At 71.6% G+C, this 23,654-nt stretch carries 24 protein-coding genes and 2 pseudogenes; 13 read left to right on the forward strand and 13 right to left on the reverse strand.

What is annotated here, in order from left to right:
- Nucleotides 1-369: 369 nt before the first annotated feature.
- Nucleotides 370-705, forward strand: coding sequence for a YnfA family protein (locus MDN94_RS03105; protein WP_441265542.1), 336 nt, complete (start codon nucleotides 370-372; stop codon nucleotides 703-705).
- Here the strand turns inward: MDN94_RS03105 and MDN94_RS03110 are convergent.
- Nucleotides 680-1,462, reverse strand: a complete 783-nt coding sequence (locus MDN94_RS03110; protein ID WP_482724452.1) for a YidC/Oxa1 family membrane protein insertase — start codon at nucleotides 1,460-1,462, stop codon at nucleotides 680-682. The two genes, MDN94_RS03105 and MDN94_RS03110, sit on opposite strands and share 26 nt — an antisense overlap.
- A gap of 92 nt (nucleotides 1,463-1,554) precedes the next feature.
- On the reverse strand, nucleotides 1,555-1,872 hold the full coding sequence (locus MDN94_RS03115) for a DUF6412 domain-containing protein (protein WP_482724453.1): 318 nt from the start codon (nucleotides 1,870-1,872) through the stop codon (nucleotides 1,555-1,557).
- Nucleotides 1,873-2,174: 302 nt separating this feature from the next.
- Between MDN94_RS03115 and MDN94_RS03120 the strand changes: the two genes are divergently transcribed.
- Entirely contained in the window at nucleotides 2,175-3,266 is a 1,092-nt protein-coding gene (locus MDN94_RS03120; protein ID WP_482724454.1) for a sugar ABC transporter substrate-binding protein, read from the forward strand.
- Nucleotides 3,267-3,327: 61 nt separating this feature from the next.
- Here MDN94_RS03120 and MDN94_RS03125 read toward each other — a convergent pair whose 3' ends face one another.
- Nucleotides 3,328-4,041, reverse strand: coding sequence for a class E sortase (locus tag MDN94_RS03125; protein WP_482724455.1), 714 nt, complete (start codon nucleotides 4,039-4,041; stop codon nucleotides 3,328-3,330).
- A 251-nt stretch (nucleotides 4,042-4,292) separates the two neighbouring features.
- On the opposite strand from MDN94_RS03125, the gene MDN94_RS03130 reads away from it, so the two are divergent.
- Nucleotides 4,293-5,309, forward strand: coding sequence for an SEC-C domain-containing protein (locus tag MDN94_RS03130; RefSeq protein WP_482724456.1), 1,017 nt, complete (start codon nucleotides 4,293-4,295; stop codon nucleotides 5,307-5,309).
- A 259-nt stretch (nucleotides 5,310-5,568) separates the two neighbouring features.
- Here MDN94_RS03130 and MDN94_RS03135 read toward each other — a convergent pair whose 3' ends face one another.
- Both MDN94_RS03135 and MDN94_RS03140 read right to left on the reverse strand, forming a co-directional pair.
- Complete coding sequence (locus MDN94_RS03135) at nucleotides 5,569-6,954, reverse strand: phosphodiester glycosidase family protein (RefSeq protein ID WP_482724457.1); 1,386 nt, start codon at nucleotides 6,952-6,954, stop codon at nucleotides 5,569-5,571.
- Nucleotides 6,955-7,267: 313 nt separating this feature from the next.
- The gene (locus MDN94_RS03140) at nucleotides 7,268-7,678 is read right to left on the reverse strand and encodes a very short patch repair endonuclease (protein WP_482726986.1); all 411 of its coding nucleotides are present in this window, start codon (nucleotides 7,676-7,678) and stop codon (nucleotides 7,268-7,270) included.
- A 171-nt stretch (nucleotides 7,679-7,849) separates the two neighbouring features.
- On the opposite strand from MDN94_RS03140, the gene MDN94_RS03145 reads away from it, so the two are divergent.
- Nucleotides 7,850-8,596: an HNH endonuclease gene (locus MDN94_RS03145; RefSeq protein ID WP_482724458.1), complete on the forward strand. Its 747-nt coding sequence runs from the start codon at nucleotides 7,850-7,852 to the stop codon at nucleotides 8,594-8,596.
- Nucleotides 8,597-8,682: 86 nt separating this feature from the next.
- On the opposite strand, the pseudogene MDN94_RS03150 reads toward MDN94_RS03145, so the two are convergent.
- Nucleotides 8,683-8,936: pseudogene (locus tag MDN94_RS03150) on the reverse strand (hypothetical protein); the annotation flags it as partial.
- 76 nt (nucleotides 8,937-9,012) lie between these two features.
- On the opposite strand from MDN94_RS03150, the gene MDN94_RS03155 reads away from it, so the two are divergent.
- Both MDN94_RS03155 and MDN94_RS03160 read left to right on the forward strand, forming a co-directional pair.
- On the forward strand, nucleotides 9,013-9,459 hold the full coding sequence (locus tag MDN94_RS03155; protein ID WP_482724459.1) for a GNAT family N-acetyltransferase: 447 nt from the start codon (nucleotides 9,013-9,015) through the stop codon (nucleotides 9,457-9,459).
- A gap of 286 nt (nucleotides 9,460-9,745) precedes the next feature.
- Entirely contained in the window at nucleotides 9,746-10,120 is a 375-nt protein-coding gene (locus MDN94_RS03160) for a DUF1304 domain-containing protein (protein WP_482724460.1), read from the forward strand.
- A 75-nt stretch (nucleotides 10,121-10,195) separates the two neighbouring features.
- Here MDN94_RS03160 and MDN94_RS03165 read toward each other — a convergent pair whose 3' ends face one another.
- On the reverse strand, nucleotides 10,196-11,041 hold the full coding sequence (locus tag MDN94_RS03165) for a hypothetical protein (protein WP_482724461.1): 846 nt from the start codon (nucleotides 11,039-11,041) through the stop codon (nucleotides 10,196-10,198).
- 202 nt (nucleotides 11,042-11,243) lie between these two features.
- Between MDN94_RS03165 and MDN94_RS03170 the strand changes: the two genes are divergently transcribed.
- From MDN94_RS03170 to MDN94_RS03185, 4 genes and pseudogenes are all read left to right on the forward strand, one after another.
- Nucleotides 11,244-12,491 (forward strand): damage-control phosphatase ARMT1 family protein, encoded by a 1,248-nt coding sequence (locus tag MDN94_RS03170; RefSeq protein WP_482724462.1) that lies wholly within the window; start codon nucleotides 11,244-11,246, stop codon nucleotides 12,489-12,491.
- Between the two features lie 73 nt (nucleotides 12,492-12,564).
- A pseudogene (locus tag MDN94_RS03175) lies at nucleotides 12,565-12,933 on the forward strand (YunG family protein); the annotation flags it as partial.
- A gap of 174 nt (nucleotides 12,934-13,107) precedes the next feature.
- Nucleotides 13,108-13,836: an alpha/beta fold hydrolase gene (locus tag MDN94_RS03180; RefSeq protein WP_482726987.1), complete on the forward strand. Its 729-nt coding sequence runs from the start codon at nucleotides 13,108-13,110 to the stop codon at nucleotides 13,834-13,836.
- 219 nt (nucleotides 13,837-14,055) lie between these two features.
- On the forward strand, nucleotides 14,056-14,886 hold the full coding sequence (locus MDN94_RS03185; RefSeq protein ID WP_482724463.1) for a type II toxin-antitoxin system PemK/MazF family toxin: 831 nt from the start codon (nucleotides 14,056-14,058) through the stop codon (nucleotides 14,884-14,886).
- 44 nt (nucleotides 14,887-14,930) lie between these two features.
- Here the strand turns inward: MDN94_RS03185 and MDN94_RS03190 are convergent, their stop codons facing one another.
- Nucleotides 14,931-15,545, reverse strand: coding sequence for a COG4315 family predicted lipoprotein (locus MDN94_RS03190; protein ID WP_482724464.1), 615 nt, complete (start codon nucleotides 15,543-15,545; stop codon nucleotides 14,931-14,933).
- A 182-nt stretch (nucleotides 15,546-15,727) separates the two neighbouring features.
- Here MDN94_RS03190 and MDN94_RS03195 point away from each other — a divergent pair, with 182 nt between their 5' ends.
- Entirely contained in the window at nucleotides 15,728-16,666 is a 939-nt protein-coding gene (locus tag MDN94_RS03195; protein ID WP_482724465.1) for a CHRD domain-containing protein, read from the forward strand.
- Between the two features lie 153 nt (nucleotides 16,667-16,819).
- Nucleotides 16,820-17,122, forward strand: coding sequence for a hypothetical protein (locus MDN94_RS03200; protein WP_441265523.1), 303 nt, complete (start codon nucleotides 16,820-16,822; stop codon nucleotides 17,120-17,122).
- Nucleotides 17,123-17,312: 190 nt separating this feature from the next.
- Here the strand turns inward: MDN94_RS03200 and MDN94_RS03205 are convergent, their stop codons facing one another.
- On the reverse strand, nucleotides 17,313-18,731 hold the full coding sequence (locus MDN94_RS03205) for a DUF445 domain-containing protein (RefSeq protein WP_482724466.1): 1,419 nt from the start codon (nucleotides 18,729-18,731) through the stop codon (nucleotides 17,313-17,315).
- 112 nt (nucleotides 18,732-18,843) lie between these two features.
- Between MDN94_RS03205 and MDN94_RS03210 the strand changes: the two genes are divergently transcribed.
- Nucleotides 18,844-20,088, forward strand: coding sequence for an SGNH/GDSL hydrolase family protein (locus tag MDN94_RS03210; protein ID WP_482724467.1), 1,245 nt, complete (start codon nucleotides 18,844-18,846; stop codon nucleotides 20,086-20,088).
- A gap of 175 nt (nucleotides 20,089-20,263) precedes the next feature.
- On the opposite strand, the gene MDN94_RS03215 is transcribed toward MDN94_RS03210, so the two are convergent.
- From MDN94_RS03215 to MDN94_RS03230, 4 genes are read right to left on the reverse strand one after another with little or no spacing between them, the layout of a single operon-like run.
- Nucleotides 20,264-20,971, reverse strand: a complete 708-nt coding sequence (locus tag MDN94_RS03215) for a DUF1707 SHOCT-like domain-containing protein (protein WP_482724468.1) — start codon at nucleotides 20,969-20,971, stop codon at nucleotides 20,264-20,266.
- A gap of 13 nt (nucleotides 20,972-20,984) precedes the next feature.
- The gene (locus MDN94_RS03220) at nucleotides 20,985-21,953 is read right to left on the reverse strand and encodes an ABC transporter ATP-binding protein (protein WP_482724469.1); all 969 of its coding nucleotides are present in this window, start codon (nucleotides 21,951-21,953) and stop codon (nucleotides 20,985-20,987) included.
- 7 nt (nucleotides 21,954-21,960) lie between these two features.
- Entirely contained in the window at nucleotides 21,961-22,764 is an 804-nt protein-coding gene (locus tag MDN94_RS03225; protein WP_482724470.1) for an ABC transporter permease, read from the reverse strand.
- Nucleotides 22,757-23,557, reverse strand: coding sequence for an ABC transporter permease (locus tag MDN94_RS03230; RefSeq protein WP_482726988.1), 801 nt, complete (start codon nucleotides 23,555-23,557; stop codon nucleotides 22,757-22,759). The genes MDN94_RS03225 and MDN94_RS03230 overlap by 8 nt, the downstream gene beginning before the upstream one ends.
- Nucleotides 23,558-23,654 lie beyond the last annotated feature (97 nt).

A 23,654-nucleotide genomic window follows, 5' to 3' on the forward strand; every position in this document is an offset into this window, starting at 1 on the left:
GTGCGAGCCCGGCCCGACAGGTGCGGCCATCGGCGGATCGGAGGATTGGCTGATCCTCCAAGACATCCGACCACCCGGCAAGACCCTGTTCACCACCTGGACCCTTACCGACGGGTAGCGGCGCCGTGCCTGAAGGGCTCGGACCTGAGGCCCGGACCAGGGCGCCCCCGCCGCCGCGCGCCCGCCGCGACGCACGAGAGCGCCGCCTGGCGGCCGGCGTCGTCACCCTGCCCCGCCCGGCATCGTCGCCCGGGCCGGCCGGGACGGGACGGCCGGGGGGCGCCACCCCTTCCGACCCGTCTCGGCCCGTCTCGGTCGGGAGCCGGCCCCCGCCGGGTCCGCCGTCACGCCCCGGCTAGGGTCGGGGCCATGTCCGTCGTACGCTCGGTCGCCCTTTTCCTCGCTGCGGCCTTTCTCGAGATCGGCGGGGCCTGGCTCGTATGGCAGGGCCTTCGCGAGCACCGGGGCCTGCTCTGGATCGGCGGAGGGGTGGTCGCGCTCGGTCTGTACGGCGTGGTCGCCACCTTCCAGAGCGACGCGAACTTCGGCCGCGTCCTCGCCGCGTACGGCGGGGTCTTCGTCGCCGGTTCCCTCGCCTGGGGCATGGTCGCGGACGGCTACCGGCCCGATCGTTACGACATCGCCGGCGCGCTGATCTGCCTCGCCGGGATGGCCGTCATCATGTACGCGCCGCGCGGCCATTGACCCCCGCGGTCGATCGGACCCGGCCCGTCCAGAGCTGCGCCATCGGCACCGGCGTGTCCCGGTAGAGGAAGACCCGCTCCACCGCCGTCCAGGTGGTGGAGGTGACGACGTAGAGAGCGGCGGCCAGCGGTACGACGGCGACGGTCGCGAGCGTGGCGAACGACAGCAGCGGCATGACCTTGATCATCGCCCCCATGCCCGGCAACTGCTCGCCGGTCGTGGGCGCGGCGGCCATCTGCCGCTTGGTGCGCCGGTACGTGAAGGTCGCGACGGCGGCGACGATCATGAAGAGGGCGACGTAGACGAGTCCGGCCCCGCCGAACATCCCACCCTGCGCGAGGGCGTCCGTCCAGCGGTCGCCGAGGGGCGCGTCGAACAGCGAGTGGCCGAGGAGGCCGTTCGGTTCGCCGCCGATCTCGGCGCTCGAGAACAGGTGGTACATCAGGAAGAACGCCGGCAGCTGAAGCAGGCTCGGCAGGCAGCCGGAGAGCGGCGACACCTTCTCACGCGCGTACAGCTCCATCGTGGCCTTCTGAAGCCGCTCCGGGTTCTTGCCGTGCTCGGTGCGCAGTTCGGCGAGCTGCGGCGCGAGGCGGGTGCGGGCCTTCTGGCCACGCGCGGCGGCGCGCGAGAGCGGGTGGACGGCGAGGCGCACGAGCGCGGTGAAGGCGATGATCGCGGCGGCGGTGGCGGACGCGGCGAACAGCGGCCGGAGCAACTCCGCGAGCTGCTCGACCAGGGTGGCGAAAACGGACATGGGATGAGCCCTCCGAGGGTCTCGTCGTGCCGGGAACGAGGACATGACGGCATGACGACCCGCGCGGGGACTGCGTGGTGGCGTGGTGGCGCCTACGGGGCCGTCAGGAGGGGACGACCGGGCGCCCTGGGACGCGTACGCCCCCGGGCATCGGGATCTCGCTGCGGCAGGAACGCGGTTCGTTGCTCACGGTCGCGCAGGGCGGTCCTGACGCGGGTGCGTGGCACGACGGGCGCGCAGCGCGCACTGATGACGGCGCAGACAAGGAGGGCGGATCCGGCGGCTGCGGTGGCGGTCGCGGCGAGCGCGAGCGCGGCGGAGATGCTGCCGCCGTCGACGAGGACGATCTCGATCAGCAGCAGGAGCAGCAGCGCGGCGGGCCGGAGCAGCCGAGCCGTACGACCGGCCATGCGCCCCTCCCTCTGCCCGTGACGGCCGGGTGCTCGCGCCGGCCTCGCGCACACGGGAAGACGAACAACTCCCTCGCCGGGTTCCCGTCTCCCATGCGCCTGTTGGGCCTCCGCGCGATGCGCAGGCCCAAGGCCGCGGCCACCCTCGAACGCCGGTCTCAGAATTTGAACGATTGATTACTCAGAATCACGTTGCGGTCACGTTAACTGTGCGGGCCTTGACGCTTCTCGGCCCACAGAGTTGGCTTTCGGCCACCTTGGCTGCAAATGATGCAGCCTGTCAGGGAGGTTGAATTCAACCAATGAACGCACTTCTGCGTCGTGCCGCCGTCGCAGCCGCCACCGCCGCGATGGTCGTACCGCTCTCCGGCTGTGGGACCACCGAGGAGCCGGGTGTGAGGCTGAGCGATGACATCGTTGTTGGTCTGCTGCTTCCGGAGAACCAGGCCGCTCGCTACGAGCAGTTCGACAAACCGGTCATCGAGGAACGCATAGCCCGGCTGACCAACAGCAAGGGCAAGGTCCTCTACGCCAACGCCAAGCACGACGCCGGTCTGCAGACGCAGCAGCTCGAATCGATGATCGAGGAACAGGTCGACGTGCTGATCGTCGACGCGGTGGACGCCAAGGCCATCGCCGGCGCGATCGAGAAGGCCGACGAGGCCGGTATCCCCGTCGTCGCCTTCGACCGTCTCGCCGAGGGGCCGATCGACGGCTACGTCTCCTTCGACAACGAACAGGTCGGCCACATCCAGGGCAAGGCGCTGCTCCAGGCTCTCGGCGGCGACGCCCGGTCCGGCAAGGTCGTCATGATGAACGGCGCCCTCACCGACCCGAACGCCGCCATGTTCAAGAAGGGCGCCCACACCGAGCTCGACGGCAAGGTGGAGATCGGCATGGAGTACGACACCAAGGACTGGAAGCCGGAGAACGCCAAGGACAACATGGACGCGGCGATCGCCGCCCTCGGCAAGGACGCCATCGTCGGCGTCTACTCCGCCAACGACGGCATGGCTGGCGGCATCATCTCCGCGCTCAAGGCCGCCGGCCTGTCCGACCTCCCGCCGGTCACCGGCCAGGACGCGGAACTCGCGGCGGTGCAGCGCATCGTCGCAGGCGATCAGTACATGACGGTCTACAAGCAGTACGCGCCCGAGGCCGCGGCCGCCGCCGAGATGGCCATCCTGCTGGCCAGGAACATGTCCCTCGGAGCCGCCGCGCACACCGACATCGACACTCCGACGGAGAAGTCCGTCCCCACCGTGCGCATCCCGGTCATCGCGCTGACCAAGGAGAACATCAAGGAGACGGTCGTCGCCGACGGCCTCTACACGGTGGAGCAGATCTGCGAACCCGCCTTCGCGGACGCCTGCGCGGAGCTCGGCCTCTCGTAGCCGCCCCCGTGTGCCGATACGCCACGCGGCCCGCGGCCGTCCCGCCGCACCCGTACCCGTGTCAGCGCGGCCGCACCCAGGCGAGCCGGCCCCACACGACCAGCCGGTACGTCGAGCTGAACTCGGGCGTGCACGTCGTCATCGTCAGGTAGCGCCCCGCCACGCCGTACCCGACGGCGGGGCGCACCGCGCTCCGCGGGACGGGCTCGATCACCCCGGTGTCGCCGGGCAAGGTCCTCGTGAGCGTCTTGTCGACGGCGTACACGTAGACCGCGTCGCGCGTCTCGATCTCCACGGTGTCGCCGGGGCGGAGCCGGTCGATGCGGCGGAAGGGCTCGCCGTGGGTGTTGCGGTGCCCGGCGACGGCGAAGTTCCCGGCGCGGCCGGGCTGTGCGGTCCGCGGGTAGTGCCCGACATACCCCTTGTCGAGGACACTCCGCTTCGCGACGCCCTCGGCGACGGGCGCGACGACACCGAGGCTGGGTATGCGCAGGACGGCGTACGCCTGGTCCCGGCGGGGTCGGGCCCGCTCGGGCTCCGGCTCCGGGCCCGTCCCCTCCGCGGCGCCGGGCTCCTGCCCCGTCTCGTCCGGCACCGGCACGGGACGCGGAGCCTCGCCCTCCCAGCGCCGCTCCAGTGCCTGGACCTGCCGCTCCGCGCCCTGTCCGGCCTGCCGGTTGCTCCACCACAACTGGTGGACGACCAGGAGCAGCACGACGACGCCGAACGTGACGGCAGCCTCCGCGGCGGCCCACAGCAGACGGGCGAGCCGCACACGCCCCTGCAGCCGGCCCCGTAACGGTGACCGCTGCCGTGTCCCCGTCCGGCGCGCAGCCCGGGGCCATGACCGCCGCCGCTCCCACCGCCTCCGCACGGGCGCAGGGTAGGGCCGACGCCTTCAACTCACCAGCGTTCCGGCCCGCTCGGCACCGGGCGCGGACGGCACCGGGGTCCGGTCCCGGCCGTGCCCGGGGCGGAATCGGGTCGGCCCCCTGCCGTACCCCGTACAGCAGTACGGTGTGCTGCATGCGCCCCGACACGCCTGCTGACCACATTGCCGAAGCCGAGCGCCTGCTGCGTACCGCCGAGCAGTATCCGGAGGACGCCGAACCGCTGCTCCTCCAAGCCGCGGCCCACCTGGAACTCGCCGGCGAACGCGGCCGTGCCTCCACCCTCTACGACCGCCTCCTGGCGTCCGAGAATCCCGAGCACCCGCAGCTCGTCAAGGCCCTCCAGGCCGCCAACCTCTGGGAGTACGGTCACGAGGCCGAGGCCCGCGCCCTGATCAACGGCATCCGCACCGCCGCGCCGGCGGAGGCCGCGCCGTGGGAGATCGTCGCAGAGACGCTGGAGAACCACGACGAGCTCGAGGCCTCCCACGAGTGCTTCTCGACAGCACTGTCGATCCTCCTCACCGAGGGTGAGGAGGTCCCTTATGCGACGCGCTCCCTCCTCTCGGGCCGCCACCGCGTCCGCCGCCTGCTGGGCCTCCGGCACGACGAGTGGGACTCCCTGGCCGACCGGGTCCACTCCGGTCACACCCCCGACGTCAGCCTCGACGAACTCCACGACCCGAAGCGTCTGTGGGCGCTCGGTTCCGACAACCCGGCCGAACTGAAGGCCGAGATCGCCCGTCTCCGTTCCGAACTGGGCTCCTACCGCTCGGCCCTGTCCCGGCCCTTCCCGGTGGCGGTCCTCCACTGGCCGGAGGCGGAACTCGACGAACTCGTCGAGGCGTATCCCCAACTCGAGTCCGAGTACCCGACCCACCGGGCCCACCTCACGGACATCGAGGCCTCCCTGCGCGACCTGTCGGCGACAGGCACGGAGAACCTGGGCATCGTGACGGCGACGGTCCCCTCGTACGAGGCCTTCGCCGCCTCCGAGCAGTCCTCGCCCGCGAACGCGGACCTCCTCCCCCAGTACGCGACCACGCTGGCCGCCCGCGGCCGCGCGGTCGCCTGGCCGCCGCCGAAGGGGGCGGCCTGCTGGTGCGGGTCGGGACGGACGTACGGGGAGTGCCACGGGGTGGCGGAGCTGTAGGCCCCAGCGGTTCGCGGAGGCGTGGCGCGCCGCCGACGAGGCGGCGCGCTCTCGCAGTGAGCAGCGGCGAACGGCGACGAGCGGGCCGTGCGCACCGACGGCACGGCCCGCTCGTGTGCCGGCCCGGGCTCGGTCCGGGTTCGGGACGGGGCGGTCCTGGCCTGGGTCCGCGTCCCGTCGGGGCCGGGGCCAGTGCCAGGTACATCACCGGGTCCTGTCGTGTCCGCGACCGGGGGCGGGCCGGGTTCGGGCCGGTGGGTCAGGGGCGGACGAGGAGCACGTTCCCGAGCGGACGCTGACCGGCGGCGTCCGACGGCCGGTTGACGATGCCGGAGTCGGCGGTCGCCATGACGCTGGATCCCCCGCCGTCGAGGTTCAGTGCCTCACGCGCGCCGAGCGCCCTCATGAGCTGGGCGGTCGCCGCGATGCCGAGGCCCTCGCTGTACCCGGCCTGCCGGCCGTCGACGACCACGAGCATCATCCGACCCCGCCAGTCGACGCCGATCATCGAGCGCGGGTTGCTGCGCACGGTCCAGTTGTAGGTGAAGGTCCGGTCCGTGCCCTCACGGATCAGACCGTCCGCCGCGGCGTTGACCGAGACCCTCCCGTCCCGTACCAAGGTCGGACCGACCTGGAGGATCGTCGTGTCCGGGGTGAGCGCGACCCTGCGGCCCCGGCTGTCCTCCACCCGTTCGGTGACCGTCAGCCTCGTGCCGACCGTGGCGTGCTCGAGCAGCCAGCCGGCCCGGTCCCCGATGGCCTGGACGGTCGACCCGCCGTCGGGCACCGCCGCGCCGCGCGACGTGTTCACCGCGGTCACCCTGCCCGTCGCGTCAAGCACCACCTCGGCCCCGGCGCCGGTCGGCGGCCTGCCGAACTCCGGCGTGAACCGGACCAGTTCGCTGTTGTCCGTGCACCGCAGGTCGTGCTGGGGCTTCTCGGTGGGCAGGTCGCCGCCCACACCACCGCAGTTCCAGACGTCTCCGGGCACACGGTTGACACCGTCGATCTCGACCGTGTCGCCACCGGCCCGCAGCGTCACATGCGCCGTGAAAGTGTCCACGTCGACCGAACGGCCCCCGCGGGTGATCTTCACGCCGCCGCGGCCCTGGGTCGCGGAGCCGAGCAGCTTGCCGTCCTTGACGTACAGGCCGCCGGGGGCGCTGTTGTAGAACCACTGGCCGTTGACGCCGGCTGTCGCTCCGGTCGCGGCCATGAGGTCGGTCAGCTTCTCCGTACCGTTCAGCGCCGGTCCGAAGTCGGTGCCCACGGTGCCGTCGAACGTGCGGAAGTCAACGCGCAGTACGTGCACCTTCTGCGGTGCGCCGATGTCGTTGCCGTCCTGCGGGGTGTAGCGGGTGCCCCCCGCGAACCCGGCCGCCCGGACCTGGCTCAGCACCGCCGCCGCCTCCGCCTCGGCCGCGTACCGTCCGACCCGCACGGTCCAGCCCAGCGTCCCGCTGGGCCGGTCGGCGTAGGCGGGGATCACGACCCGCTCCACCCGCGGGGCGAAGCCCTTGTCCCGCACCGCGTCGGCGACCCGGTCTGCGATCGCCTTCGAACCGAGCGCCGTACCCGCGTTCTTCGAGGGCGGAGTCCCACCGGTACGGGGACGAGAGCTTGAACGGCTGCACGGGCCCGGCACTCGCCGTGACGACCCGGTCGGCGCAGACCCGCACGTCGTAGGCGGGAGAACCGTCAGGGTGGGTGGCGAGCGTGAACACCTGTCAGGGAATGGCGAGATCGAAGGCCGACAATCCGTCGAGCGCGAGCTACGCAACTACACGCGTGCGGCCGGAGCCTACGTCGACGGCTGCTGGGCACAACTACCGCTGCAACAAAGCGGCTTCAGACTCAGAAGGACAACCGGCGGCCACGCCTCGCGCGGCGCCAGGCACTCGGTTGCCACCGACCCGGAGACGCCCACCCGGGTTCCCGTGGTGCCGGCAACCGTCGGATCAGCGGCCCAGCGTCCTGGGATGCGGCCGGCGACCGGCCCGTGCGCGGTCGATCTCCTCGGCGATCCGATCCGCCACCTGGGCGGGCGTCTCGTGCTCCCAGAAGCGCAGGACGACCCAGCCCGCGTCCTCCAGGTGCTTGGTCGTCTCGATGTCCCGGGCGATGTTCTTGTCCAGCTTCGTCCGCCACCACGAGGCGTTCGCCTTCGGGCTCGTCGCGTGCTGCGGGCAGCCGTGCCAGAAGCAGCCGTCCATGAACACAGCGATACGGAGCCCGGGAAAGGCGATGTCGATGGTCCTTCGAGCCATCCCGGGCACGCGTCGTTGCAGGCGGTACCGCAGGCCGGCGGCGTACAGCAGGCGCCGCACGGCCATCTCGGGGTCGGTGTCCTTCCTCGCCTGTCGGCTCATACGGGCCGAGACGCCGGTCGAGGAGGGAACGATGGGTGGACGGGTCACGCCATCAAGGATGGCGCATGCGGAGCGACAGACCCCCTCTGACCACCGAGAACTCATCGGTGTGCAGCACTCTCCGGAATCCGCCGATCCCAGGCATAGACGTACGCTTATACGATATTCCTTATGCGTAGCCCTGTGTGGACCTGGGATGAGCTGATGTTGGCCTGCGCGCTGGTCGTGGAGAACGGCTGGCGCGAGCTCCGAACCGGAGACGCGGCTGTGCTGGAGCTTTCTGAGCTGCTCCGATCACTGCCGCTCCACGAGGGAGTGGCTGCGGAGCTGCCCTCTTACCGGTCTGTCGGCAGCGTGAGCCGCAAGACCACTGATCTGGCGACGAACCACCCCGCATACCGAGGCAAGGCAACCAAGGGCGGATCCTTGGATCACGCGGTTATCCGCGCGTTCATTGAGCACGAGAAGGAGATGCTCATTGCCGCCCGCGCGGTGGAGGAGGGGGTCAGCTCTGGTCAGCTGGCACTTGTTGAGCCGCAGCCCGACGAGGTGGCCGAGGACGGTACGACGGCACTCGAAGGCAGGCTGCTCGCCCGGTGGGCGCTCTCGCGCGAGAGGAGCCCCAAGTTGCGGCGGCGAAAGATCGATGACGTATTGCGGCTGGGAGACCCGCTTGAGTGCGAGGTGTGCCGCTTTGATTTCGGCCTTCACTACGGTCGACTCGGCGAGGGCTACATCGAAGTTCATCACAGCCTTCCTCTGCATATTTCGGGCCCCCGCAAGACACGCATCGATGACTTGGCACTGCTCTGCGCCAACTGCCACCGCATGTGCCACACCAGCTTTGGCGGCACATCTTGGCGTACGCCTGCGGCCCTGATGACGGAGATCACGAAAGCCTGCGCTGAGGTCGACTGAGGTGATACCACCTCGCCGATTCAGCCAAGGGCGCCTGCGGGCGGCGCCGTTGAACTCCTCCCCCGGCAGGTTCTTCGCCGCTCCGGTTCGGAAGGGACGACGCGGGAGAGGTCGCTGCCGAGTGTGACGCCGACCAGTTCCCCGCGGCGTTCTCCACCATGTGGGCACGTTCGCCTTCGGCCATCCGCCGGAAGCGGCCGATCAGTTCGGCCCACTGTGCGAGACGGCCGGTGCGCTACCGCTCCGCGAGCCGCGCACGCTCGTCGAACGGCATCCGCTCCAGCTCGCCGCGGCCCGCGCCCCATGCCCGCATCAGCGCGGCTTCCTGCCGCACGGACTCGGGCGGAGAGAACCGCCGCGACCGCGACCGTGCCCCGGTTGTTCGATCCGCTGTCCTGCCTGCCATGCTCCCCGGCGTGATCTTCCGTACCGCGACGCGCTCCGACCTGGCCGCGATCATCGCTCTCCTGACAGACGAGGACAAGGTGATCGACCCCCGCACGATCAAGGTGGACGAGGCATACGCCGACGCCTTCGAGGCCATCGACTCCGACGGGCGCAACGAGATGATGGTCCTGGACGAGGGGGACGGTACGGTCCTCGGCTGCCTCCAACTCACGTACATCCCGGGCCTGGGGCGCCATGGCGAGGAGCGTGCGTTGATCGAGGCGGTCCGGGTACGGGCCGACCGGCGCGGCGGCGGGCTCGGGCGTGAGCTGCTCGTCCGGGCCATCGACCGGGCGCGTGGCCGCGGCTGCACGCTGGTGCAACTGACCAGCGACAAACGCCGTGTCGAGGCCCACCGTTTCTACAGATCAATGGGATTCGTCAGGAGCCACGACGGGTTCAAGCTGCCTCTGTGAAGCGGGACCCGGGGAGCGGGACCTAGGAAGCGCGGGTCGGCGGTCGTTACGCCCGCAGATCCGGCGGCGTGCACCACGCCCGCGGCCGCCGGGACAGGCGATACCCGTCTCACCGGCCGCCGCGCGCAGCACACCGCCGGGCAACGCCGACCGCCGACTCGCTGCGCGCCGCGCGTACCCGCCGGGCAAAGCCGACCGCCGCGCCGCCAGGTCGCCGCGCCGACGCCGGGTGAATCGGCAGAGTGTCGGCTTCCCGGCCGCAGGGGCGCGGCGGACGATGAGCCGTATGAACGTCGTCAGCCAGGTCTTCGTGCTCGTCGCCGCGGCCGTCCATGTCGCCGTGTGGCCACTGGAGAGCTTCCTCTACGGTCGCCCGCAGGTGCGGGTCCTGCTCACGGGCAGCACGGCGGACGCGCCGGAGGTGCGGCTGTGGCGGTTCAACGTCGGCTTCTACAACCTGTTCCTCGCCCTCGGCCTGATCGCCGGGTTCGTCGCGCTGCACCTGGGGCACGAGACGGTCGGCCGCACGCTGATCATCTACGTGTCGTTCTTCATGATCGGCGGCGGAATCATGCTCTTCGTCTCCGACCCCAAGCTGTGGCGCGGCTCGCTCGGGCAGGCGCTGCCTCCGGCCGTCGTGCTGCTGGCCGACGTCCTCTAGCGCGACGATTGCGGCGCTGCGGGCAGCCGGCGGTGGACGGAGCGATCGAACCCTCCCGACGACGCAACCGCCGACTCACTCCGGCCACGTGCCCAAGGCCCGTGCCAGCCGGTCGCTCTGTTCTCGCGTGATGCCCTGGCCGAGGCGCATCCCGAAGCGGGGGCTCTGAGGGCCGTCACAGAACAGGATGCCCTCGAACGCCTCCCCGACGGAGCCGCTCACAGCGCCACTCACCATGCCGCCCACAGCCCCGCCCCCTGGACCGTCCAGCAGGTCGCCGGCGGCCACGCCACCGCGTACGGCGGCCGAATCCCTTGGCAGTGCCCATTGGGCGGGCCCCCATATGGGATGGTCCCCCAGCAACGCCGAAGCGACGCGCCGCGCGTCGCCGGCCGGTGCGCCGACGGAGGTCAGCGCCTCGGCGACCACGTCCGGTGCCCCGGCGGGCAGGTCCGCGTCACCGAGAGCGGGCAGCAGGAGCAGCAGCCTGGCGTGCGGATCGTGGACGCCGGGCGCCGCGAGGTCGGGGGTGGCGGCGATGTGGATCAACTCCCGCCAGGCCAGACCGGGTCCGGCGTCGTGGCCGTCGACGGTCGCCAGGAAGCCGTGGCGTCCGCCCCACTCGGGGTGGGTGACGAACCACTCCATTCCGGGGTCGTCCGCGAAGTTGCGGTAGAGCATGACCGCGGTGTGCCCGTATGCGAACGGGACGCGGAAGACGGGCCACCGCTCCTCGTCCGACACCCGGTCGTACGCCGTGTCCGCGTCGGCCGCGTCCGTGCCGAACCACTCCGGCGGCGCGTCCTCCTCCCCCTCGCACAGCCACATCAGATGCGTCGCCCAGAAGCCGGGCAGCGCCAGCAATTCCTCGCCCGGTACGAGCGGGTCCGGGGTGTCCTCGTCGTATCCCTCGATCAGCACGCGCCAAGCCTGCCAGTCACGGCTGACGCTGCGGCAGCGGGCCGGTCGGTGTGCGCGCGGTCCGGCGCACGGCGGGTACGGTCGCCCCGTGCCGGAAACGCGAGACGGCGCGATGCCAGGGGCCTGCAGGCGGCCCCGCACAGGCCCGGTCCGCCCGCACCGGTCCCGGTCGCCCCTGACGATTGAGGAGTACGTGAACCCGATGCCCGCGAACGACGCCGACACACCCCGCGTACCCGGCGCACCCGGCGCCTCCGCGCCGCCCCCCGGCCCCGTGATCGTGAGCAGCGAACCCGGCTCGTTCGCCTGGGCCGTCCTGGCCGAACGGCACCCGGTGCTCATCCAGCAGGTGCGGGACGCGTTTCCCCTCGCGCCCGCGCAGCACGCCGCCCTCGACGCGCTGCTCGCCGAGGCGACGGAGGGCGTGATCGAGCCGCTCGACGCGGACGCGCACGACCATGAGCGGTGGGCCGCGTGGGGGCGGGGGTACTTCGGCCGGTCCTGGTTCGACGTGCCGTTCCTGTGGGCCGAGAGCTTCTTCTACCGCAAACTCCTCGGCGCCCTCGGCTACTTCACCCCCGGCCCCTGGCAGGGCATCGATCCCTTCGGTCCCTTCAAGGCCGCCGAACTGGCAGGCAAGCTGGTCGACGAGGAGCTCGCCGCCCTCGACGAACTGTCCGGGCGGCCCGCCGACGTCCAGGCGCCCGCACTCCTCCTGGGGTCCCTGTGGGGCAACCGCGCCGATCTCGGCTTCCGTATCGACTCCGGTGGCGCCCACGAGTCGACGGCCGCCGGCCCGGACACGGGTCTGGTCGCCGACGAGAGTGCGGGGCTGTGGGCCCTCCTGCCGCCCGGCGGCGCGGCGACCGTGCACCTCGTCGCGGACAACGCAGGCCGGGAACTCATCCCCGACCTCGTCCTCATCGACCACCTTCTGCACTCGGAGCGGGCCGCGGAGGTGGTCCTCCATGTGAAGCCGCACCCGTACTACATCTCCGACGCGACCATGTCGGACGTCGTCGACAGCCTGCGCCGGCTCACGCACGCGCCCGCGGCCGGCTACGCCGCAGAGATCGGCCGACGCCTGTGGGCCGCGACGGCCGCCGGGCGGCTGACGATCCGCGCGCACGAGTTCTTCTGCGCTCCGTTCCCGTACAGCGCGATGCCCGACGATCTGCGGGAGCAGTTCGCGGCCGCCACCGTGACGGTCCTGAAGGGCGACCTGAACTACCGGCGCCTCGTCGGGGACCAACTGTGGTCCCCGACAACGCCTTTCGCGGAGAGGACGGCGTACTTCCCGGGCCCGGTCGCGGCGTTGCGCACCTTGAAGTCGGACGTGATCACCGGCCTGGACCGCGACGTCCTGGCCGCTCTCGAGGCGAGAGGGGAGGCATGGCGCACCAGCGGCACCCACGCGTTGGTGCAGGTGGACACCCGGTCCCGACGTTGAGGGTTCCGCGTCGGCTCAGCAGGTGGACCGCCCGCCCCGGGCATTGTCAGTGCCCTGCGGCATCCTGCATCGCATGGCACCGCACACCCTGACGGGTATCGAAAACGCTCTGCGCGCCTCCTGGGCGGCCGACACCTGCTCCCCCGACGACGAGGAGCGCGCCGGGTGGAGCGCCGACAACCCCGCGTGGGGGCACTGCGACATAACGGCGCTCGTCGTGCACGACCTTCTCGGAGGGGAGCTCGTGGTCGGCGAGGTTCACCTGGCGGGTGAACCGCAGGGCTTCCACTGGTGGAACCGCCTGCCCGGCGGCTTCGAGGTGGACCTCACACGCGAGCAGTTCCGCCTGGGCCAGACGGTCACGGCCGCGCGGACCGTCCAGCGGCCCGCGGGCCGGACACGGCGGCGGTGGAAGGAGTACCAGCTGCTGCGCGTCCGGGTCGCCGCGCGACTGCCCGGTCTCTTCCCGGACCCATCGGCGGACAAGCCGGAGCGCGCGGCACCCGAGACGGGCGAGCCGGACACGCCCCAAGCAGTCGGCGCAGACAAGCCGGAGCGCGCAGCACCCGAGACAGGCGAGCCGGAGCGCCGGGCGTTCGACGCGGGCGGGCACCGGCTGTCGTACCTGGACTTCGGGGGGCCGGGCCGGCCGCTGCTCGCCCTGCACGGCCACTTCTGCGAAGGCCGTACGTTCACCGCTCTGGCTGCCGCGCTCGCCCCCGACTGGCGGGTCATCGCCCTGGACCAGCGCGGCCACGGCCGGTCGGACCGGACACCCGAGTACGACCGGGACGGCTACGTACGGGACGCGGCGGCGCTTCTCGAGCACCTCGGGCTGGACGGAGTCGTGGTGCTCGGGCACTCGCTGGGCGGCCTCAACGCGTACCAGCTCGCGGCCCGCCACCCGCAGTCGGTGCGCGCACTCGTCATCGAGGACGTAGGCGCGGTCGTGGCCGACGACCTGTCGTTCTGCCTGTCCTGGCCGCGTCGGGCGCCGACCCGCGCGGCCCTGGTCGAGGCTCTCGGGGACTCCGTCCGATACCTGGCGGACGCCGTACGGGAGCACCCGGACGGCTGGGGCCTCGCCTTCGACCCGCAGGACATGGTCGCCTCGCACGGACATGTCCGGGGCGACCACTGGGACGACTGGCTGGCGAGCGACTGCCCCGCCCTGCTCGTCCACGGGACGGACAGCGATGTGCTCGGCGCGGAGCACGCGGCGGCCATGACCGCCCGCCGCAAGAACACCCGGCTCGTGTCACTGCCCACCGGCCACACGGTCCACGACACTGCTCCGGCAGAGTTCGCCATCGCCGTACGGGAGTTCCTGGCGGAGCTGCCGTAGGCACCCGGGCAGCACGACCGGGGCCGGAGGGCTCCCGGCACCGAACGCCCCAGGTGCCAAGAACTCCGGAACGGACGTCCCCGCCGCCGAAGACGCCGGCACCGGGCCTGGTCCGGCTGCCGAGAACTCCTCCGCCGGGCCCTCCTCTTGCCCTAACCTTCCGATCGGGGAAGACGGGAACGCGGCCGACGCGGGAACGCGGGGATCAGGGGGAGGGCTGTGGCCCGACGTGATGACACGTCCTGCGCGGGGATCGGCTGCGCGGGCTTCTTGATACTGGTGGTGTGCGTCGTCGTCGGCAGTCTGCTGGCGCAGCCGGTGCTCATGCCCGATCTCTTGTCGGTCCAGACGCCGCCCCAGAAGCTGAGCGGGGCGGGCCAGTACCTCTCCGTGTACGCCGTCTCCGTGGTCACGGCCACCGTCCTCGCCCTGTTCTCGGGCCGGAGCCGGCGGTTCGTATGGTGGGTGGTCCTCGGCCGCACCGCCCTCTATCTGGGCGCCTGCTGGTCCGCGATGCTTTGGGCAGAGGCGCAGGTCGACTCGCCGTACTGGAACATCCGCGGCCTCGCCGTGAGCGGCGCGACGGGCGTGGCCGCGTTCCTCGTCCACCGCGGCATCCGCTGGTGGGACGCGGCCCACGCGAACCGTGCCCCCGGCAGCCGGCCGGGCCGCCGCCCCGCCCGCGGCGAGGTGTGGCTCGCGATGGTCCCGTACCGGGAGTCGGACCAGGCGGCGCAGCACTACTGCGTGGTCCTGCGGACGCGCGCCGGCCACGCGGAGGTTCTCCAGATCACCTCGAAGAACAAGGACGACCGCACGGACCACATCCGCATCCCCAACGCGGGCTGGGACCATGTATCCGGTCGTGACCACTGGGTGGAGATCGGTGTCCCCCCGCGTCCGGTCCCCTACGCCGACTTCCTCAAGTCCCGCCCTCAGGGCCGCTGCCCCCGTGCCACATGGCGACAACTCCGCGCGTCGGCAGCCGCGGGTGCGACCGCGGGCCGCGGGCGTGCCCTGCTCTCACGCTTCACCCGGGGCGAAGCCTGACCGGACCTCAGGAAGCGGAAGGCGATGCGCGGGCAGCCTGCCCGTCACGCCTGTGACTTGATGAGCTTCCCGTCCGCCGCGACCACGAACCACTCGCCGTCCAGCCCCTGGCCGTTCACGTCGCCGGCCGTCACGTCGCCCACGTAGTAGTACAGCGGCCAGTCGCCGTAGACCGCCTGCTCCGCGCCCGCGCCGAGCTTGATCTCCTTCAGCAGCGACGCGTCCGTGCCCTCTCCGGCCGTCACGTCCTTGGCGGAGATCAGCGCCGGCCAGACCGCGATGCAGTCGGAGTCGCAGTTGGCCTGGCCCGGCTTGTCCTTGGTGAATCCGTACAGCGTGCGGCCCTGGTCGTCGACGAGGATCGTGCCGAGGTCCGTCTCCGCGGTCCTGATCGAGATGGAGGGGGCGGGCGGCTGCTTCGGCGCCGCCGCGTCCGCGGACCCGTCGGCGGCGGGCTGCTCCTCCGCCGGCGCCTCCGCCGGGGCTCCCGCCGGGGACTCGCCCTGCTGCTGGTCCGCCGGCTTCCCGGCCGCACCCGCTCCGTACGACGAGCCCGAGCCGCCTGAATCCTCGCACGCGGTCACGGTGAGCAGCGCCAGCGCCATCAGCGGGGCTGCGATCAGGGCCTTGGTGCGGCCAGGGTTCCGGGTGCTGCGCATGGTGGTGTCCCTCGGCTTCCGAGTGTGTGAACAGCTGTGCGTACGGCGGGTGGTACGGCCCCAACTGACCGGCTGTTCAATCGGATTCAGCGGATTCCTCATTTGAACGGGCCGCCCGGGCGACGCGTACAAGACCCCGACCGACCACGACCGGTCGGCCCAGAATGAGAGGTTCATCCGCAATGCACAAGCGCACTCTCGCCGTGCCGGCCGCCGCCCTCGTGCTGGCCGTGGCCGGTGTCGTCCCAGCCGTCGCGCACGACAGCCACGAAGGCGGACGAAGCAGCGCACACACCGCTGCCACGTTCACCAAACCCAGCCACGGCAAGGCCGTCACCTTCGCCGTCGTCATGACCGGCGCGCACGAGGTGCCCGACGCGAGCGGGGCGGCCGTGAACGACCCGGACGGGAAGGCGGTCGCCCTGATGCAGGTGAAGGGCGACCGGGTGGTCTTCGCGATGCAGTGGCAGGGCTTCGTCCCCAGCCAGGGCCACATCCACGAGGGCGCCGCCGGACAGAACGGCGATGTGAAGGTGCCGCTGTTCGGCACCGCGATGCCCGAGTCGCTGCATTCGGCGGCAGGGCACACGACCCTCACCGACGCGGCGCTCGCCAAGAGCCTGACCGAGCATCCCTCCGGGTTCTACATGAACCTGCACAGCGAGGAGTTCCCCGGCGGGGCCGTACGCGGCCAACTGAAGCAGCTCCACGAGAACATCAACCCGCTCCACATCATCAAGGGCGGCAAGCTGCGCGCCCTGGCCAACGGCGCCCAGGAGGTCGCCAACAACGACGCGACGAAGGTCAACGACCGGGACGGCAAGGCGGTGACGTTCCTGCACCCCAAGGGAACGACCGTCGACTTCTCGCTCGCCTGGGCGGACATCAAGGCGCCCGCCGCCGCCCACATCCACAAGGGCGACTTCGGCAAGAACGGCGACGTGGTGCTGGGCTTCTTCGACAAGCCGGTACCGGAGGGCCTGTTCGCCGTCTCGGGCCGGCTGCACGACCAGCAGGCCGCGGTGGTCAAGGAGATCCGTGACAACCCTTGGGGCTTCTACTCCAACATCCACACGGAGGAGTTCCCCGACGGTGCGGTCAGGGGCCAGCTCTTCCACTAGGACGACGACGTTCTGGGCTCGAAGCGGCACGACCGAACGACGGAACGACCTGAACGACGACGGAGCGGCGCGATGTCACGGCCTTTGGACAACCCCCGTCGGCACAGGCGGCACGTCGGCACGACGACAGCGAAAGCGCGAGAGGCGGCAGCAATGGCCAGAGTTCCCGCGGCGGCGGTGGCGGCAGGCGGACTCGTCGGCGGGTACGGAGTCGCCCGCTGGACCAGGAAGCGTCCCCTCGGCGGCGTCGCCCTCGCCGCCGCGGGGGCCGTGGCCGCCCGGCAATGGCATCAGGACGCCGGACCGAAGGCGGCGGCCGGGCTGAGCGCCGCGTACGTCGCCGCGTTCGCCGGGTCGCACCCGCTCGCCAAGAAGGTCGGCGCCTGGCCCGCGGTGTTCACGGTGGCCGCCGGGGTGGCGCTGGCCTCGTGGACGGTCACCCGGCGCAGTGGCTGACCCGGTTCGGGGACGAGCCCGGCCGTGGCCGGCCGAGCTCCCGCACCGGTGAAGGGACGGGCTCCCGCACGCGCGACGGGACGGGATCCGAAGAAGGTGCGGCGCGCACTGAACGCCGGCCGCACCCCGCACGTATTCATCCGTACCTCCCCATGAGGCGCTGGGCGCGTGACCGTCGGGCAGGGACCGGTCACGCGCCCAGCGCATGCGCCACGGTGTAGATGAGCAGACCGGCCAGGGCGCCGACCACCGTGCCGTTGATCCGGATGAACTGCAGGTCGCGACCGATGTGCGCCTCGATCTTCCGGGAGGTGTGCTCCGCGTCCCAGCTGGCGACGGTGTCCGAGATGAGCGACGTGATCTCGCCTCGGTAGGTGGTCACGACGTACACCGCGGCGTCCTCCACCCAGCCGTCCACCTTCGCCTGGAGCCGGCTGTCCGTCGCCAGGCGCGAGCCCAGGGACAGCAGCGACGCGCGGGCCCGCAGGCGCAGCTCGCTGCGGTCGTCCTCGGCCGCCGAGATGATCATCGCGCGTACGGAGGACCAGACCGACGCGATCACGTCCTGGACCTCCGAGCGGGCCAGCAGCTCCGACTTCAAGCGCTCGACGCGCGCCCGGGTGTCCGTGTCCGACTCGAGGTCGGCGGCGAAGTCCCCGAGGAACCGGTCGATCGCCCCGCGCGCGGGATGGCCGGGCATGTCGCGCATCTCGGTGACGAAGCGCAGCAGCTCCTTGTAGACGCGCTCGCCGATCTTCTTGTCCACGAAGCGCGGGGTCCAGCCGGGGGCGCCGCCCTCGACCGCGTCCATCACCGAGTCGGAGTGGAAGATCAGCCAGTCGTGAGCGCGAGTGCAGATCAGGTCGACGGCACGGTGGTGCGCACCGTCGGCGACGACCTTCTGGAGTGTCTTCCCTATGCCGGGCGCGATCTCGACGGCCTCCGCGCGGCGGGTGATCGCCTCGCCGACGACCGCCTGCACGTCGGAGTCGCGCAGCACGGTCAGCGCGCCGCGCAGGGCGGTGGACAACTCGGCGGTGACGCGGTCGGCATGGGCGGGCTGGGCAAGCCACGCGCCGAGCCGGCTGCCGATGCCGACCGCCCGCAGCCGGACGCGTACGACGTCGGCGGAGAGGAAGTTCTCGCCGACGAACGAGCCGAGGGAGGTGCCGAGCTGGTCCTTCTTGTTCGGGATGATCGCGGTGTGCGGGATCGGGATGCCGAGGGGGTGGCGGAAGAGGGCCGTGACGGCGAACCAGTCGGCGAGCGCGCCGACCATGCCGGCCTCCGCGGCGGCCGCGACGTAACCGGCCCAGCCGCCGAGGCCCGCGTTCTTCGCCCAGGTGGCGAGGACGAAGACGAGTGCGACGCCCAGCAGCAGACCGGTGGCGGTCATCTTCATCCGCCGCACACCGCGCCGCTTCTCCTCGTCGGCCTCGGTGTACGCGAAGGCGGGCAGCGCCGTCGACGCCGCGACCCCGCCCTTCGGCCGGCCGGGCCCGCCGGCGCCACCGTCCGGACCACCGCCGGGGCCACCGCCGCCTGCCACGGCTCCGCCCCGAACGGCCCGGTCGGGGCCGCCCGGCTCATCCGGTTCTGTACGTTCCATCCGCTCCACCCGTCCGTGCTGCGTCCGCACGCAATGTCCCTACCACTCGTCCCTACATCAGGTACTCCCGGGCGGCACATCGAGTTCCCGTGCGATGCCGGATGATGTGTCCATGAACAAGCGTCAGGGGTATGTGAACCTCGCTGCCCTCATGGCCACGATCGCCCTCATATGCGGTGGTATCTACCTCGGTGTCGGCACCGTCAAGAAGGTGCCCGACGTCCGTACGCCCCCGGCCGCGACGCCGGTGTGGATCGGCACCTGGTCCGCGAGCCCCGTCTCAGCCGCATCGGCCACCTCCGCCGTCGGCGGGCCCAGCGGCCGCGCGGGCCGCTCCGTACGGAACGTCGTCCACACCAGCATCGGCGGCACCGCCGCCCGCGTCACCTTCTCCAACCTCTACGGCACACAGCCGCTGCTGATCACCGGCGCGTCCCTCGCGGTGCGCGCGGGCGACGGGGCCGCAGCCGAGGCGGGCACCCTGCGCCGGATCACCTTCGGCGGGGCGCACGAGGCGACCGTCGACCCGGGCGGTCAGGTCGTCAGCGACCCCGTCGTGCTGCGGATCCCCTACGACGGCGACCTGCTGATCTCCGTTCACACCCCGGCGCCCGGCGGCCCGGTCACCAGCCACCCGCACGCGGTCCAGACGTCGTACCTGGCGGACGGCGACCTCACACAGGACGAGAGCGGCGACGCGTTCACGACGCGGATCCGCTCCTGGCACCACGTCACCGCCGTCGATGTGCTGACCGCCCAGGCACGCGGCGCGATCGTCGCCGTCGGCGACTCGATCACCGACGGCATCACCGCGACCCCGGACCACGACAACCGCTGGCCCGACGTGCTCGCCGACCGGCTCGGCGGCCGCTACGGCGTCCTCAACCAGGGCATCAGCGGCAACCGGCTCCTCGAGTACGGGCGCGGCCCCAGCACCCTGGAACGCTTCGACCGCGACGTGCTGGGCCGGTCCGGCGCCCGTACCGTGATCGTCGCCATCGGCATCAACGACGTACTGCGCGCCCCCCACGCCCCGACCGCCGTCAACGTGACCGCGGGCCTGACCGAGCTGGCCGACCGCGCCCACGCCCGCGGCTGGCGCGTGATCGGCTCCACGCTGGCGCCCTGCGGCGGCCACCACCGCTGCACGGCCGCGGCCGACGCCGAGCGCCTGAAGATCAACACGGCGATCCGTACGGGCGGCATCTTCGACGCGGTCGTCGACTTCGACCGCGCGCTGCGCGATCCGTACGCACCGGGGAGGCTGCTGCCGCTGTACGACTCAGGGGACCATCTGCATCCGAGCGACGCGGGGTATGCGCGGATGGGGCGCGCGGTGGATCTGTCGACGCTGTAGTGGGGGCGCGGCGCCTGCGGTCGGCCGGATTCGCTCCGCGAAGACAGCCTCGCCCGCGTTTGAGGCGCCGGGGTCCGGTGGGGGTCCCCCACGCCGCCAGGCGCAGGGGGAAGGAGCCCACGGTCACGGGAAGGGGCGGGCAGGGAACACGCCCCGCGCAGCGGCCCCGGCGGCGTCACGCCCCGCCGCCCAGTTCCTTCCGCCCGTCGCCACCCTTGCCGAGCTTCCGCTCGCGCTCCCGTTCCGCCCGCTCCGCCTTGAGCCGCTGCTTCTCCGCCCTCGTGAGCTTGCGTTCCACGCCCACGCCGCCCATCAGCGCCAGGCCCCTGATGATCACGCGGGGTGCGCCCGGGTCCGGGTCCGCCTCCACGCTGCCGTGTTCGTCGAAGCCGCCCATCAGGCCGATGCCCCTGACCTCCACGTTCAGGCCGGGCGGGACGACGACCTGGATGCCGCCCATGATCGCGACACAGTCGATCACCGTCTCGCGGTCCTCGAACCGGGCCTCCCGCAGGTCCAGCTCGCCGCCGCCCATCAGCGTGAACGCCGTGAACCTCCGGCCGACCGTCCATGTCCCCCGGCGCGAGAAGCCGCCCCAGAACGAGAACGCGCCGCTCGACGTCGCCGGGCCGCCGACGCGGCCGGCCCAGGAGGCGCGTGCCGGTGTCGTGGTGGACGCCGCGCCCGACGCCGCGCCCGGTGCCGGCAGATCCCGTACCAGCGGCTCCAAGTCGCCGTGCGTACGCGCACGGTAGGCCGCGTCCAGGCGCTGGTCGAACTCCTCCATGTCGAGGCGGCCCTCGGCCACGGCGTCCCGCAACCGCTCGGCGACCCGCTCCCTCTCGGCATCGGAGGCACGCATCTCAGGGAGTTCGCTCGTCATACCGCCAGCCTAGTCAAGCAAGCGGCCCGGCAGAACGTTCCGCGTACATCTTCGCGATCACCGCTTCGATGTCCGGCTCCCGCACCGACAGATCCACCAGCGGGTACCGTTCGGCCAGCGCCGCGACCAGCGGCGCGGCGGAGAGCGACGCCGGGAAGGCCAGCCACTGCCTCGGTCCCTCGACCTTCAGCGTCCGCGCCGACGCGATCTCGATCGGCGGCAGTTCCCGCTCCAGGTCCACGACCAGGGTCCGCTCGCTCTCGCCCACCTCGTGCAGCCCGGCCAGGGGCCCGTCGTACATGAGCCGCCCGTGGTCGATGACCATGACCCGCTTGCACAGCTGCTCGATGTCGGTCAGATCGTGCGTGGTGAGCAGGACCGTCGTGCCGCGTTCCGCGTTCAGGTCACGCAGGAACCCCCGCACCTTGGCCTTGGAGATCACGTCGAGACCGATGGTCGGCTCGTCCAGGTACAGCACTTCCGGGTCGTGCAGCAGCGCCGCGGCGATGTCGCCGCGCATCCGCTGCCCCAGCGAGAGCTGACGCACCGGCACATCCAACAGCGCCGCCAGGTCCAGCAGTTCCACGCAGCGGTCCAGGTTCTGCCGGAACGTTGCGTCGGGGATGCGGTACATGCGGTGCATGAGGCGGTACGAGTCGCGCAGCGGCAGGTCCCACCACAGGGTGGTGCGCTGCCCGAACACCACCCCGATCCGCTGCGCCAGCCGTGTCCGCTCCCGCGACGGGTCGATGCCCGCGACCCGGAGCCGGCCGCCGCTGGGCGTGAGGATGCCGGTGAGCATCTTGATCGTGGTGGACTTTCCGGCGCCGTTCGGGCCGATGTAGCCGACCATCTCGCCGCGCGGGACGGTGAAACTGATCCCGTCGACGGCCCGCACCCGGTACTTCTCCCGGCGCAGCCGCCCGACCTTGCGCCGTACGTCGAAGACCTTCTCGACGCCGTCGAGTTCGATGAAATCCACTGTGTCCTCAGCTTCCGGTACTGCGGTACGAACGGAGCCCGACCCGCCAGGCCAGTCCGGCGAGCCCGAGGCAGCCCGCGGCGACGACGGGCGGCAGCAGGGCGAACCAGTCGGGCAGGCCGAGCGGATCCTCACGGCCCAGCACGTACAGCGACGGCATCCAGTTGACGAAGGCCAGCGGCACGACGAACGTCACCCCGCGCACCAGGTCCTTCGCGAAGATCGACGGCGGGTACTGGAGCAACGTGTTCCCGCCGTACGTGAAGGAGCTCTGCACCTCGGCCGCGTCCTGCGCGAAGAACTGGAACGCGCCGCCCGCCACGAACACCGACGCGAAGATCGCCCCGCCGCACAGCAGCATCAGCGGCACCATCGCGGCCTTGGCCGCCGTCCACTCGACGTCGAGCGTCCACAGCGCGTAGGCGAGCACCATCAGACCCTGTGTCACCCGGCCGAGCCGGCGCAGCGCGAACCGGTCGGCGGCGACCTGCGCGAGGACCGGCACGGGCCGCACCAGCAGGGTGTCCAGGGTGCCGTCGCGCACCCGTCGTCCGAGCCGGTCCATGGAGCCCATCACCAGGTCGGCGAGGCCGAAGGCGGTACTGGTGGTCCCGTACAGGAACGCGATCTCGGGCAGCGAGTAGCCACCCAGCGCGTCGACGTGGGAGAACATGAGCAGGATCGCGACGAAGTCGAACGCGGTGGCCGTGAAGTTCCCGACCGTCGTCATCGCGAACGACGCGCGGTAGGCCATCGTCGAGCGCACCCACATCGCCACGATCAGCCCGTAGGCCCTCAGCGCGTCAGCCACCCTGAACCACCACCCTGCGGGTCGCCACGGACTGCAGCATCCGGCCGGCGGCGAGCAGCGCCAGCGCCCAGCCGCCCTGGAAGGCGTACACCTGGAGCAGGTCCCGGCCTGTGTGCTTGCCGAGGAACACGTCCGCGGGCACCTGGAGCAGCGACGACCAGGGCAGTGCCCGCGCCACCTCGCCCAGCAGACCGGGGAACAGACTCAGCGGCAGCAGCATCCCGGAGAAGAAGAGTCCCGCCAGCCAGCACATCTGCATCACCCCGGCGCCGTCCATCAGCCAGAACGCCGACAGCGACACCAGGAACCGCACCGCGAAGCTCACCACCACGCCGAGCGCCACGGACAGCAGGAACGCCGCCCAGATCCATGGCGATCCGGGCAGGGCCAGGTCGAACGCCAGGGCGCCGAGCACCATCGGCACGATGCCCCGTCCCAGCAGATGGAAGGCGGCCCGTCCCAGGTCCCCCGCGAGCCACCAGAGTTGGAGGTCGGCGGGGCGGTAGAGGTCGATGGCGATGTCGCCCGTACGGATCCGCTCGATCAGCTCGTCCTCGAAACCGCCACCCATCATGGCGCAGGTCATCAGCAGCGCCTGTCCCAGCCACACATAGGTGAGCGCTTGCGACTGGTCATACCCGCCGAGCTGCGGACGCTCGTCCCACAGGGCGATATAGGTGTACGCCAGGATGAAGCCGAAAACGGTGTTGGTGAACACCCCGGCCGCCGTCGCCACCCGATACGTCGCATGGCGCCGGAATCCACCTGCTGCGACGACCGCGTATAGCCGCACAGCCACTCCCCCTTCACACGTCCGCCCCAGGCACCAAAGCGCACGACCCTAGCCCAGGGCGACTGGCCATCGCGAGGGGATTTACGACGCCGGAAGC

The organism is Streptomyces sp. WAC00040, from assembly GCF_056835925.1.

Coding starts and splice junctions, on each gene's coding strand:
- MDN94_RS03105 (WP_441265542.1), top strand. CDS start 370: ATGTCCGTCGTACGCTCGGTCGCCCTTTTCCTCGCTGCGGCCTTTCTC.
- MDN94_RS03110 (WP_482724452.1), bottom strand. CDS start 1,462: ATGTCCGTTTTCGCCACCCTGGTCGAGCAGCTCGCGGAGTTGCTCCGG.
- MDN94_RS03115 (WP_482724453.1), bottom strand. CDS start 1,872: ATGGCCGGTCGTACGGCTCGGCTGCTCCGGCCCGCCGCGCTGCTGCTC.
- MDN94_RS03120 (WP_482724454.1), top strand. CDS start 2,175: ATGAACGCACTTCTGCGTCGTGCCGCCGTCGCAGCCGCCACCGCCGCG.
- MDN94_RS03130 (WP_482724456.1), top strand. CDS start 4,293: ATGCGCCCCGACACGCCTGCTGACCACATTGCCGAAGCCGAGCGCCTG.
- MDN94_RS03140 (WP_482726986.1), bottom strand. CDS start 7,678: ATGAGCCGACAGGCGAGGAAGGACACCGACCCCGAGATGGCCGTGCGG.
- MDN94_RS03145 (WP_482724458.1), top strand. CDS start 7,850: ATGCGTAGCCCTGTGTGGACCTGGGATGAGCTGATGTTGGCCTGCGCG.
- MDN94_RS03160 (WP_482724460.1), top strand. CDS start 9,746: ATGAACGTCGTCAGCCAGGTCTTCGTGCTCGTCGCCGCGGCCGTCCAT.
- MDN94_RS03170 (WP_482724462.1), top strand. CDS start 11,244: ATGCCCGCGAACGACGCCGACACACCCCGCGTACCCGGCGCACCCGGC.
- MDN94_RS03190 (WP_482724464.1), bottom strand. CDS start 15,545: ATGCGCAGCACCCGGAACCCTGGCCGCACCAAGGCCCTGATCGCAGCC.
- MDN94_RS03195 (WP_482724465.1), top strand. CDS start 15,728: ATGCACAAGCGCACTCTCGCCGTGCCGGCCGCCGCCCTCGTGCTGGCC.
- MDN94_RS03200 (WP_441265523.1), top strand. CDS start 16,820: ATGGCCAGAGTTCCCGCGGCGGCGGTGGCGGCAGGCGGACTCGTCGGC.
- MDN94_RS03205 (WP_482724466.1), bottom strand. CDS start 18,731: ATGGAACGTACAGAACCGGATGAGCCGGGCGGCCCCGACCGGGCCGTT.
- MDN94_RS03210 (WP_482724467.1), top strand. CDS start 18,844: ATGAACAAGCGTCAGGGGTATGTGAACCTCGCTGCCCTCATGGCCACG.
- MDN94_RS03215 (WP_482724468.1), bottom strand. CDS start 20,971: ATGACGAGCGAACTCCCTGAGATGCGTGCCTCCGATGCCGAGAGGGAG.